The sequence below is a fragment of the Pseudomonadota bacterium genome (assembly GCA_039033415.1).
Taxonomy (GTDB): Bacteria; Pseudomonadota; Gammaproteobacteria; order Xanthomonadales; family SZUA-38; genus JANQOZ01.
Window position 1 is genome coordinate 1 of sequence record JBCCCR010000047.1, and the last position, 12,413, is coordinate 12,413.

General features: G+C 61.9%; 10 protein-coding genes. 9 read left to right on the forward strand and 1 reads right to left on the reverse strand.

Annotation, left to right across the window (positions count from 1 at the left end):
• Positions 1 to 174: 174 nt before the first annotated feature.
• Entirely contained in the window at positions 175 to 2,103 is a 1,929-nt protein-coding gene (locus tag AAF358_25425) for a S9 family peptidase (protein MEM7708915.1), read from the reverse strand.
• 161 nt (positions 2,104 to 2,264) lie between these two features.
• Between AAF358_25425 and AAF358_25430 the strand changes: the two genes are divergently transcribed.
• The 9 genes from AAF358_25430 to AAF358_25470 all read left to right on the forward strand — a co-directional run bounded on the left by AAF358_25430 (position 2,265) and on the right by AAF358_25470 (position 12,412).
• The gene (locus tag AAF358_25430; protein ID MEM7708916.1) at positions 2,265 to 3,395 is read left to right on the forward strand and encodes a GGDEF domain-containing protein; all 1,131 of its coding nucleotides are present in this window, start codon (positions 2,265 to 2,267) and stop codon (positions 3,393 to 3,395) included.
• Positions 3,396 to 3,439: 44 nt separating this feature from the next.
• Positions 3,440 to 4,933: a hypothetical protein gene (locus AAF358_25435; protein ID MEM7708917.1), complete on the forward strand. Its 1,494-nt coding sequence runs from the start codon at positions 3,440 to 3,442 to the stop codon at positions 4,931 to 4,933.
• 71 nt (positions 4,934 to 5,004) lie between these two features.
• Complete coding sequence (locus AAF358_25440; protein MEM7708918.1) at positions 5,005 to 6,180, forward strand: MFS transporter; 1,176 nt, start codon at positions 5,005 to 5,007, stop codon at positions 6,178 to 6,180.
• A 95-nt stretch (positions 6,181 to 6,275) separates the two neighbouring features.
• The gene (locus AAF358_25445; protein MEM7708919.1) at positions 6,276 to 8,246 is read left to right on the forward strand and encodes an ATPase, T2SS/T4P/T4SS family; all 1,971 of its coding nucleotides are present in this window, start codon (positions 6,276 to 6,278) and stop codon (positions 8,244 to 8,246) included.
• Positions 8,243 to 9,097 carry an HDOD domain-containing protein gene (locus tag AAF358_25450; protein ID MEM7708920.1) on the forward strand — a complete coding sequence of 285 codons (855 nt, stop codon included), beginning with the start codon at positions 8,243 to 8,245 and terminating at the stop codon, positions 9,095 to 9,097. Before AAF358_25445 ends, AAF358_25450 begins: the two co-directional genes overlap by 4 nt.
• A complete protein-coding gene (locus AAF358_25455; protein ID MEM7708921.1) occupies positions 9,097 to 9,966 on the forward strand; it encodes an HDOD domain-containing protein in 870 nt (289 codons plus the stop codon). Before AAF358_25450 ends, AAF358_25455 begins: the two co-directional genes overlap by 1 nt.
• Entirely contained in the window at positions 9,966 to 11,390 is a 1,425-nt protein-coding gene (gene sthA / locus AAF358_25460; protein MEM7708922.1) for a Si-specific NAD(P)(+) transhydrogenase, read from the forward strand. The genes AAF358_25455 and sthA overlap by 1 nt, the downstream gene beginning before the upstream one ends.
• Positions 11,391 to 11,496: 106 nt before the next feature.
• Positions 11,497 to 11,820, forward strand: coding sequence for a 2Fe-2S iron-sulfur cluster-binding protein (locus AAF358_25465; protein MEM7708923.1), 324 nt, complete (start codon positions 11,497 to 11,499; stop codon positions 11,818 to 11,820).
• Between the two features lie 31 nt (positions 11,821 to 11,851).
• Positions 11,852 to 12,412, forward strand: coding sequence for a nitroreductase (locus AAF358_25470; GenBank protein MEM7708924.1), 561 nt, complete (start codon positions 11,852 to 11,854; stop codon positions 12,410 to 12,412).
• The last annotated feature ends 1 nt before the right edge of the window (position 12,413 follow it).

Below are 12,413 nucleotides of genomic sequence, written 5' to 3' on the forward strand. Positions count from 1 at the left end.
GTCCCGCGGAAAGGCGAGCATTATGCCACCATCGCGTACGAACCTGGGTCTGGCGACCGCTCGGCTTTTTGTTCCGCGCAAAAAAAACCTCCGGGCCAGCCGGAGGTTTTTTGTTTGCCGGCGTAAGGCCGGCGATTTCGGCATCGCGGGCGTTCGCACGCCCGCAGCGTTGGGCTAGGGGCCGGCGCCGATGTGCTTTTTGAAGAACTTCTCCATCGCCGTGTACAGCTCGATGCGGTTTTCCTCTTTGCTGAATCCGTGTCCTTCGTTGTCTTTCACCATCCACTCGTACGGCTTGTCGTGCTTCTCCATCTCCTTACGCAGACGGGTGGCATGCTCGTACTTAACGCGCGGGTCCTTGCGACCGTGCACGATGAAGATCGGCGCCTTGATCTTGTCCACGTGATTGATCGGCGAGGCCTCAGCCAGCATTTCAGCGTCCTTCTCCGGATCGCCAACCTGCTGCTTCATTTGCTCTTTGCCGAGATTCCAGGCCTTTGGCATGGTGTCGAACAGCAGACCGATGTCGACCACACCCACGTAGTTGACGCCACACTTATAGAGGTCCGGCGTGGTGGTTACACCGGCCATGGTGGCGTAACCACCGTAGCTGCCGCCGTAGATGCAGATGCGGTCGGAGTTGGCGATGCCTTCCTCAACCGCCCAGTTCACCGCGTCGGTGATGTCGTCCTGCATCGTGCGACCCCACTGACGGTAGGACGACTCGAGGTGCTTGCGACCGTAGCCGGTGGAGCCACGGAAGTTCATCTGCAGCACCGCATAGCCGCGGTTGGCCAGGAACTGGTGCTCAGAGTTGAAGCCCCAGAAGTCGCGCGCCCAGGGGCCGCCGTGCGGATTGACGATAAGCGGCAGGTCTTCGGTTTCACCATTGGTCGGCAGCGTCAGATAGCCGTGGATGGTCATGCCGTCCCGCGTGGTATAGGTGATGGCCTTCATCGGGGCCATGTCGTCCGGCTCGATCCAGGAGCGGGGCTCAGCCAGGAACTCCAGCTTCTGTGACTTACGGTCGTACAGGTAATAGCTACCCGGATCTTTGTCGCTGCTCGCGGAGACTACAAACAGATCTTCGTCTTTGTTAGCGCTCGTCAGCGAGACAACCAGATCAGGAAACGCCTTGTCGAGCGATTCGCGCATCTGGGTGTAGCTGTCGTCCAGGCCTTCCCAGCGGGGCTTGGAATCATAGTAGGTTGCGGCAACCACCTTCTCCTGGACGTCAGAGAAAATCAGGCCACCAGCGTCGACGGTCTCGTTGTGGAAAACCATGTCGCCGTAGGTTTTGGTTTCTGGATCGAAGCGGTAGATCGCCGCAGTGTCATGGTCTTTCTGCGAGCTCACGAACCAGTTGCGGTTGTCGTAGTCGAAACCCAGCGGCGTAAAGGCGTTGCGATCGTTCCACTCGAAGCGCGCAACCACTTCCCACTCGGAGTCTTCGTCTTTGCGATACCAGGCTTCCTGGAACAGCTTGTCCTGGGCGACTGCGCCTCGGATTTTGCCGTCGTGATCCGTGACCCAGCCCGCGACCGTACCCGGGTTGCGCTCGACCATTTTCATGCCGCCGTTGCGGACGTTCATCTTGTAAACGTCAGGCACACCCACGCGGCGCTGGTCATAAGAGATCAGTATGTGCTTCTTGTCGTCTTCGAGGGTGTCGAGCAGGGTCGGCGACGGAATTCCACCGGGCCCGGCGGAGTTGGCTTCCAGGGGATTGACCAGCGTCGTGATCCGGCCGCCTTTGCGGTCGACGGCGTACATCGAGATGGCCTCGATGCCGTCTGCATCCACGCCGAAGATGATTCGATCGTTGGAAACCCAGGTGTAGCCGGCAACGTCCTGGTCTTCCAAGGCCGTGATGAACTTGGACTTGGATCGATCTTTGAGGTCGATGATAGCCAGGTTGCGCCGATTATTGGCCGGCGCCAGGGCAGCTAGGTATTTGCCGTTTGGAGAGACGGACATCTGAGAGTACTGGGCGTTTTTGAAGAAATCTTCCACCGTGTACTGTTTTGCGATCGCTGACGTGGTGAGCAGCATCAGCGCTGCCATCGTTGTCACGACGCGTAGAGACTTACTTGTTACCTGCATCTGGGGTCCTCCTGAAATCTGAACTAAAGCAACAATTGCAACGAATTGAGGTGGCGTATTATAACGTCGCTGCCCGCGCTGTGCTGGGTCAATCGTCATGGCCGTCGAAACGCCCAGTTCTGCGTGATTACAATAGGTTAGCCGCCACTTAAGGGAACTTCTTGAGTACCGCCTTCAGTCTGCAACAGTCGCTGCTGGCCGTGATGCTGTCACTGGCGGGCCTTGGCTATGCCGCCTCCTTCCAGCGCTATCGCTTCGCGCTCGGCTGGCTGATCCTGCTGTGGCTGGCGCTGGGTCTGGGCGCGGGCCCGCTGTCCACCGGCCTGAACTTCGGCATCGAGCACGATGTGGTCCAGGTGGTCAACGGCTGGCTGCCCTGGAACCTGCTGGCGCTGGCTCTGCTGCCCCGAATTCCGCTCTTTTCCCGTGCGATCGTGGCGATCCTCGTCCTGCTGGCCCTGCAGCAGGTCATTCCGCTGATGATCGACGCTGACGATCTAGCCCGCCGGCTGACCCTCAACCAGTGGCTGGTGAGCTGGCTCCCAGCGGGTGCGCATCCCTATCTGCTGCCGCTCGAACCCAAGCTGCTGACCGTGGCGTGCCTGGCCTTTTTTGTTCGGTGGCAGAAGAGCCACAGCTCGTCGGAGCTGTTTCTGTTTCTGCTGAGCTGCGCCATGCTGATGGCAAGCCTGCGACCGGCGCTGATCTATCCCTGCTTTCTCGCCGCCTGCGCCTGCATGATGCTCGGCGTGCTGTTGGCGTCCCACGACATGGCGTTTGTCGACCCGTTGACCCGACTCAAAAACCGTCGCGCGCTGGACAACGCCATGAAAACGCTGTCTGGCAACTTTGCGATAGCGATGCTGGATATCGATCACTTTAAGAAGGTCAACGATCGCTTCGGACACGATTTTGGCGATCAGGTCTTGAGGATGGTCGCGGCGCGGGTACGCCGGCTGCGGCTTTGTCAGCCCTACCGATATGGTGGAGAAGAGTTCTGCCTGGTGTTTCGTGGGCGGTCGTTGGTGGAGGCGAAGAAACGCTGCGAAAAAATTCGCGAGGAAATCTCTAGCCGACCGGTAGCGATGCGCGGCGTGGGCCGCCCACAGCGTAAGCCCCTGAAGAAATCGGCCTACCGCCAGAAGGTGCCTAGCGTAAAAGCCACCGTGAGCATCGGCTTGGCTCACAGCAGCAAGCACGCGGGCGACGCGCAGACCGTGGTGGCGGCAGCCGATAAAGCGCTTTATCGCGCCAAAAAAGGTGGGCGAAATCGGGTTGAGGTGTCACGCTGAACTTTCTGGACCCATGGCTTGCGGGAGCGCAGGAAACGGCCGTTATGGAATCAACGGGGCACTATCGCGGTCACATCTTTGTGTTGGAAAGCATTTGGCCATTCGTTCGTCGCAAATCAGCATGGGCTGTCGGTCCGATCCTGCTGGTCCTGGGCCTGTGCGCTGGCCCGGCGGCGGCCGATCCGTTGCAGGTGCACCGTTATCACCTGACGATCAGCGAAGACCTCAAGACGCTGGCCGTGCGAGCCGAGCTGGCGAGCCGCATGAGGACAATCCGGTCACGCAATAGCAGCACGGCAGAGTTTGTCAGCGGTGTCAAAAGCTGCGCAGGCCAACCGCTGAAGCGGGCAGGGCGCAATATCGAGCTGCCGTCCAGCGTCTCGTGTGTGACGTATCGATTCGACCTGGCCGGCGCTGATGCGAGCGAGCGCCGCAGCTGGGTCAGACTCGCGCCTTCGAATCTGCTGATCAAGCCGTCGGACTGGCTGTTCCGACCGAGAGTCTCCGCCGACAGTGAGCTGGAGCTAACGATCGACCTGCCGCCAGGCGTCATACTTTCGGTTCCCTGGCCCGCCGGCGACAGCCCCGGTACCTATCGCCTGACCGCGTCCCCGGCGAGCTCGAAGGCGCTGCTGGCCTTGGGGACTTTTGAGCAGCGGGAGATCGCCGTGCCCGGCGCGCTGCTGCGCGCCAGCTTCCTGCGTGACGACGTTGGCCCGATGGACGTTGACAAGATCAGCGCCTGGCTGAAGCAGGCAGCCAGCGGCGTAGCCCTTGCGCACGGCCGTTTTCCCAACCCCAACCCGCAGGTGCTGGTGGTCCCGGTGCGCGGGAGCCGCAGCTCGCCGGTGCCGTTCGGGCGGGTTATCCGCGACGGCGGCGAGGCGGTCCAGTTTTTTGTTGACCCGGACCGGTCGCTCGACGATCTACTGGGTGATTGGACGGCCACCCACGAGTTTGCGCATCTTCTCCTGCCGTACGTTAAAGACCGCTGGGTGTCTGAGGGATTTGCGAGCTACTACCAGAACGTTCTGATGGGCCGGAGTGGCTATTACACCGAGCTCAAAGGCTGGATTAAGCTGCACGCAGGCATCGAGCGGGCGCGGGCCGTCCGACCGCTGATGAGCCCCGTGGCCACCTCGGGGCGGGGGCGCAAACCTCGCATGATGGTGTACTGGAGCGGCTCGGCTCTGGCGCTGCTCGGCGATGTGCGCCAGCGACAGCTCAGCGGAGGTGAGGAAAGCCTGGAGGTTGTGTTGGGGCGAATGGCGGACTGCTGTCTGCCGTCAGCAGAGACCTGGGATGCGGAGCGCTTCTTCGCGCGCCTGGATGAACTTTCCGAGCACAAGGTTTGGATGGCTTTATACCGGCAGCACGCCAAGAGCCCGGGCATTCCCGATCTGACCAAGCTCTATCAGCAGCTGGGTATCGAGGTGGACGCGGACGGCGGACTCACGCTGGATGACAACGCGCCCCAAGCTGACCTCCGACGTGCGCTGATGGGTCCAGCCCCGACCGCAGCGACCGTCAGCCGCTGACGGTCGGCGTTGCCTTGGTGAGGCCGATCGCGCACCATGCTGGGAGAAGCATGGTTTAACCTGATACACCCATGAGCCACCTCAAGTTTGCCCTGGTGCTGGGTGGCTGTATGGGCGCTGCGTCATTCGGGATCGATTCCCTGGCGCCGGTCCTGCCGCTGCTGGCGGGCGAGTTCGGCATCAGCGCCGGCCAGAGCCAGCTCGCGCTGACGCTGGGTATGCTGGGCTTTTCCCTCGGCCAGATTCCCGCCGGCATCGCTTCGGACCGCTACGGTCGCCGGCTCGTGCTCTACAGCGCGCTATCGGTGTTTTCGCTCACCTCTTTAGCTGCCATGGCGCTCTCCGACTTCAGCTCCTTGCTGGCCTTGCGAGCGATCCAGGGACTGTCGCTCGCCGGTTTGGCCGTCAGCGCCCGAGCGATCGTTCGAGACGTGGCCAGCGGGGTCGACGCAGGCGCGCTGATGTCGTCGGTGACCACGGTCATGGCGACGGCAACCGTGGCGGCGCCCCTGGTCGGTGGATTTTTCGGCGCCCATTTCGGCTGGCGTTCGGCGTTCCTGGTGATGGCCGCGTACGGCATTGTGTGTCTGCTGCCGGTGCGCAGCGTGGTGCCTGCGGCTGGGCGCCGTCCCCGGCAACCGTCACCCTGGCGTCAGCTGGGGGTGAGCGTTCGCTCTTTTGTCAGCAACCGCCAGAGTGTGCGGGGTGTGCTGGTCAACGCGGCGGCCTTCAGCGGCCTCTTCGGATTCATGACCGCGGCAGCGGGCGTGGCCAACGACGTCTACGCGCTGCCCCAGTGGATGCTCGGTCCGGCGATTGCGCTGATTCCCCTGATGCTGGTAGCGGCTTCTCAAATCAGTCGCCGCATCGTGCGATCGCTCGGCCTGCGGCGACAGGAACGCCTCGCCGTAGGCCTGCTGGCGCTCGCATCGGTTGGGCAGCTGCTCGCTATCTCGCTCGGAACACCGCCGCTGGCCCTGGTGTGGGGTCTGGCGATGTTCTACGCGCTGGGCTTTGGTCTGCTCATGCCGGTGGTGACCGCGCTGGTGCTCGATCCGCAGCCGCGTTCTGCGGGTTTTGCGGCCGCCATTTTGGGGACCAGTCAGTCGGCTGCCGGGGCCACCGCGTCGGTGCTGATGGCCGCCACCTACAATCAGTCGGTGGTACCGCTTTGCGTCTTGATGGGCGCCGCGGGTCTGCTCGCGGGCGGCGCTCTGCTGGCCCTTGGAGGTCGCCAGCCCGGCTGAGGTCGCCCGCCTCTTTGATTACGCCCTGAAACCCCTACAGTTTGCCTGGTGGCGGCCGATAGTTTGGCTAGATCACAAGAGTCAAACGGCAAGTCATGTCCAACAGCACTGCAGTCAAGCCTCCCACTCAGGCCCCGGTCGCCGCCGAAGGCCCGGCTGAAAAAGAAAAAATTCCCGCCCAGCCGGCGAGTAACGACGGCGAAGATGCGCTGGCCAAACTGCTCGTCGCCGACGGCATCATCACGCAGAAGGACCTCGAAAAAGGTCAGCGTGTCGTCGCCAAGCTCGGGCGTGAATCCACCGTGCTGGCGGTCCTCAAGCAGATGGGGGTGGTGAACGAGGAGCAGATTTGCGACGTCTGCAAAAACCACCGCTTCGAGCTGCCGCTGGGCGACCTCCTCATGGAGATGGGCTACATCTCACGCGCTGAACTTCGCGTGGCGCTGAAGATCCAGAAATCGTCGTCCAAGGGCGAAAAGCTGGGCGAGATCCTGGTCAAGAAGCGGGTCATCAAAGAAAAAGACCTGGCCCGGATTCTGGCCAGTCAGGTGGGTATGGATTTTGTTGAGCTCAATGTCTCGGATTGCGACGACATCTGGGTGGAAAAAATCTCCGCGGAGAAAGCAATCCAACACGGGCTGTTTCCGATCAAGGAGGTTGACGATCAACTGTTGGTCGCGTTCTCAGATCCGCTGAGCGAGTCTTCACAGACGGCGGCCGGTCAGCTGTTTCAGCATCCGATCCTGCCGGCGGTGACCACGCAGAGCGCCATCCGCAACGCTGCTGCCGCACTGGGTCGGCGGCGCAGCCGGCAGTCGGTCATGGCCCACGAGATCGACAAATCCAGCCCCCAGGGATTGGTCGATTCCATGATCCAGTCGGCGGTGGCTCGCGGCGCCAGTGACCTGCATATCGAACCGCTAAAGGATCGCGTCCGGGTGCGTTTCCGCATCGACGGCGTGCTGCGTGAACACGCTGATTTTGGCCACGATAAGCTACCGGCCGTCGTGTCCCGGCTGAAGGTATTGGCCGAAGCCGACATTTCCGAGCGCCGCCGCCACCAGGACGGCCGCGTCCTGTTTGAAGATCCCAAGTCGGGCGCCGTATTCGATATGCGCGCATCGTTTTATGTCACCGTCCACGGCGAGGCGGTGGTGCTGCGGGTGCTGAACAACAACAACACCGTACTGGACATGTCGCAGCTCGGCATGTCGCCGGCGATGCAGGAGCGGTTCAAGTACCAGGGTCTGGATACGCCGAGCGGCGTCATCATCGTGACCGGACCGACCGGATCGGGCAAAACGACCACGCTCTATAGCTGCGTCAACCATCTGAATAACGAAACCACCAGCATCATCACGGCTGAGGATCCGGTGGAATACGTGGTGGACGGGATTTCCCAGTGCTCACTCAACAACAAGCTCGGACTGACCTTCGAGGAGTCTCTCAGACACATGGTGCGGCAGGATCCGGACGTGATTGTGCTGGGCGAGATCCGCGACGCCTTTTCCGCTGAGAGCGCCATCCAGGCCGCCCTGACCGGCCACAAGGTGCTGACCACCTTCCACACGGAAGACAGCATCGGCGGGCTGCTGCGCCTGCTGAATATGGATATCGAGGCGTTTCTTATTTCCTCGACCGTGGTTTGTGTCGTCGCGCAGCGGCTGATTCGACGAAATTGCCCCGACTGTTCAACGCCGGTCGAACCGGAGTCTCGCGATCTGCAGCTGATCGGCTGGTCCGCCAAAGACGCTGAGGGTGGCGACTTCCGCGCTGGCGCCGGCTGTGAGTCGTGCCATTACACCGGCTACCGCGGACGGGTTGCGGTCTTCGAAATCCTGGTGCTGACCGAGGCTGTGCGTGACGCCATCATCGCGCGCCGGACCTCAGCCCAGATTCGCCAGATCAGTGTCGAAACCTCCGGGCTGGTCACACTGCTTGAAGACGGGCTCGAAAAGGCCGCCCGTGGACTCACGACGCTTGAAGAGGTGCGCCGGACGCTACCGCGGCTCAGCTCACCTCGACCCCTCATGGAACTCAAAAGACTGACAGGAAATTTGCAATGACCCAGGCCGCCTCCCTCGTAGATATGATCAACGCCAAGCTCGCTTCCGGAGAAGTCGAGCTGCCGGTATTCGACGACGTTGCCGTCAAGGTATACCGGGCCGTTCGCAAGGACGACCTGAGCGCCGACCAGATATGCCAGCTGATGGAGGAGGACCCGGTGCTTGTCGCCGAGGCATTGCGAACCGCCAATTCGTCGTTCTTCTCCGGCCTTGGTGCCGTAACAACCCTGCGTGAGGCAATGGTGCGGGTTGGGGCAAAACAGGTTGCGGCGCTGGCGCTGGCGGCCGCTCAGAAGCGTCTCTACAGTCAGTCGAACGGCGTCTTTAAGTCGCGCCTCGAAACGCTCTGGGCCCATACCTGTGCCGTTGCGATGGGGTCTCGATGGGTCGCCCGAAAGGCTGGCTACCTAAGTCTTGCTGACGAGGCCTATGTCGGCGGTCTGCTCCACGACGTCGGCAAGGTGTCGCTTCTGGCCATTATCGAAAGCCTGGTGGAGGACGAGTCTGCTGGCGTCGAAATCTCTGAGCACGTGGTCGACGTCACGCTCAAGCAGCTTTACCCAGACCATGGGGCCAAGTTGCTGGAGCTGTGGAACCTGCCCGAAAGCTTCCAGGACGTTGTTGCCCAACAGGAGTCCAGCTCCTTCGACGAGGGCAACGTCGTGCTCAGCATCGTCAGGCTGGTGGACAAAGCCTGCGCCAAAGAGGGCATCAGCGACTATCCGGATCCCAGCATCAGCCTCGAGACCACCCGCGAGGCCCAGGTGCTCAACGTCAACGACATCGTGCTGGCCGAGCTCCAGATTGTGGTAGAGGACGCCGCCAGCGAGGCAACCAGGGAGGCAGCGTAATGCTAGAAGCAGCCCAAGCAACCGAACCGCCGGCGGGACCCCCGCAGGAATTTTTCGACGCCCTTTCCGCGGCAATCACCGCAGAGATTGAATCGGGCGAGCTGGAGCTACCCCTGCTGCCGACCTCGGCCATGCAGGTATTCCACCTCGCCAGCGACGCTGACGCCGATATTGGCAAGGTCGCCGGCATGATTGAAACCGATCAGAAGCTCGCCACCGGCGTGCTTCGTGTCGCCAACTCTGTCGCCTACAGCCCCCGCCAGGAGATTGTCACGCTGCGCCAGGCCATCATGCGGCTGGGGCTGAAGTCCCTGTGCGAAATTGTGCTGGGGGCGGCCTTCAAGGCCACCGTGTTTTCCGACGATCGCTACATGGAGCCGATGGAGCGCTACTGGCGCACCGGCATCGGCGCGGCTCTCTGGGCCAAGGAGCTGGCGCGGCTGCGGCGGAAGAATGTCGAGACCGCCTACCTCTGCGGCATGCTGCACAACGTCGGTCAGCCGATGACGCTGAAGATCATTTCGGGCATGGACGACGCGCCAGCCTTTGACGATGCGCTCAGCGAGGTGATCGGCCGCCATGCAATCCAGGTCGGCGGCATCCTGGCCGACCGTTGGCAGCTGCCCGAGGTGGTAAAGACCTGTATCACCTACCACGACAATTTCGAGGCGGCGGAGAATTATCGCGACGAGGCCTGTGCGGTTCGGGCGGCGGTGGAGCTGCTGAACAGTTCCAGCGAAGAGGACGAAGACCCGGCGGCGCTGCTGATGCCTCAAGCGTGTTTTCAAGAGCTGAATATCTACCCTGATGATCTGGCCGGCCTGCTCGAACAGCGGTCCCGGCTGGCGCTTGCCCTGGAGTCGTTCTAATGAGTGATGTGCCCTACGATTTTGTCATCATCGGCTCTGGTCCCGCCGGTCAGAAAGCCGCAATCCAGGCATCCAAGAAAGGGTGCCGGGTCGCCCTGATCGAGCGCGACCGTCAGGTTGGCGGCAGCTGCGTTTACCGCGGCACTATCCCCAGCAAGACCCTGCGCGAAAACGCGCTCCAGCTGGCTCGGGCGAGTCAGTGTCAGCAGGCGGTCACGGTGCAGGTCGAACAGCACGCGCCGATGAATCATTTGATGTCTCGCCTGCAGCAGGTGCTCGACAGCCATGATCACCTGATCGCCGACCAGCTGGGTCGTAACGGGATTACCTGCATTCATGGTCGTGCGACCTTCAAAAACCCACATGAAGTGGCGGTGACCCGGGTCGACGGCACGAGCGATACGCTCACCGGCAAGCACGTGGTGATCGCCACCGGATCAAGACCGAGATCGCCCGACGACATTCCGGTGGATCATGAATACATCCTGGACAGCGACTCAGTCCTGTCGATGTGCTACCTGCCCGAGTCCATGCTGGTCCTCGGAAGCGGCGTTATCGCCTGCGAGTACGCGTCGATCTTTGCGCTCCTCGGGGTGAATGTCACGATGGTAGATCGGTTTGCCAGCCCGCTGGGATTTCTGGATCCCGACCTGTCCGCAAGATTCCAGGATTCGTTCGAGGCATTCGGCGGTCGTTTTGTGGGCAACGCCAAAGTTTCGGATATCTACTGGGATGGTGCCTGTGAGGTGGTCGCCAGGATGGACAATGGCCTGCAGCTCAGCGCCGAAAAGGCCCTGTTTGCCCTCGGCCGGATGGCCAACGTTGACTCGCTCGGACTGGCGGCGGCCGGCCTCGAGGTCAATCAGTACGGCATCCTCGACGCGGATGAAAACTGTCAGACGAAGGTCCCGCACATCTATGCGGTTGGAGACGTGATCGGCGCGCCGGCGTTGGCTTCAAGCTCCATGGATCAGGGACGGCGCGCGGTCCGTCATGCGCTGGGACTACCTCCAGGTGCTCCGGCCCATACCATCCCGTCTGGGATCTACACGATTCCCGAGATTGCCAGCGTGGGCCTGACCGAGCTACAGGCTCGGAAGGAGTACGGCTCGGTCAAGGTTGCCAAGGTGGATTTTGCTGAGGTAGCCCGCGGACAGATTGCCGGGATCCAGGACGGGCTCCTTAAGATGGTCTCCGATCCGGAAGGAAAGTACCTGCTCGGCTGTCAGATTGTCGGGGAGGGCGCCACCGAGCTGATTCATTTGGCGCAGATGGCGCTGGTGTCTCAGCAGCCGGTCGACATTTTTGTGGAAAATATATTCAATTTTCCGACGCTGGCGGAGGCGTATCGCATCGGCGCGCTGGCGGTCATTGCCCAGCGCGGTGCCGCCAACGACGAATCGTCGCTGGCCGCGGTGGTCTAAGGCTGCAGAGGTTGGTCGCCGCGGCTCTAGAAGCCGCGGCACGCGTTGAAATTTGCCGCTGACGCCACAATACTTGGCCGCTGGATCATCGCCAATCGGGAAGCCAATGCCAAAAATCACCTACGTTGCCCACGACGGAACCCGCACAGAGCAAGACGTGCCGGTGGGCTGGAGCGTCATGGAAGGGGCCGTGCAGAACAACATCGACGGCATTGACGCCGATTGTGGCGGCTGCCTCAGCTGCGCGACGTGCCATGTATTTGTCGACTCGGCCTGGGTCTCCAAGCTTCCACCGAAGGAAGATCTTGAGGACGACATGCTCGATTGTGCTGCCGTGGACCGCGAGGACAACAGCCGTCTGAGCTGTCAGCTGACGGTGACCGAGGAGATGGACGGCCTGGTGGTCACGCTGCCCGAGTTCCAGAGCTAAGCCGGCCACGGCGCTACATCAGGAACAATCGGTGACCGATGAACTACAGCGCTTCGGCGAGCTGCTGAGCAGCCGCCGGACCGTCAACTTTTATGAGCCTAAGCCCGTCGATCATGGACTGATCCACGACGCGGTTGAGGTGGCACGCTGGGCGCCCAATCACCGGCTGACCCAACCCTGGAAGTTTTTTCACCTGGGCCCCCAGACCCGTTCGGTCATCATCGACCTGGCTGTCGAGCTGGCGGTGAAAACCAAAGGTGACGCCGCGGGGGCCGCCAGACGAGAGCGGCTTCAGGCGGTGCCGGAATGGCTGGCGGTGGCGAGCCGCATTTCCGACGACACGCTGCTGGACATGGAAGACTACGCCGCCACCTGCTGTGCGGTGCAGAACCTGATGCTCTACCTGCACACCGCAGGCATTGGCACCAAGTGGACCAGCGGTGCCGTCACCCGAGAGCCCGGGACGCTGGAGGCGCTCGGTTTGCACCCCGATGAATATCGGGTCGCTGGTCTGATCTGGATCGGGTACGCCAGGCAGCAAACCGAATCGAACCGGGGCCCGCTGAACGAGGTCTTTTCTCAGCTGGCCTGAC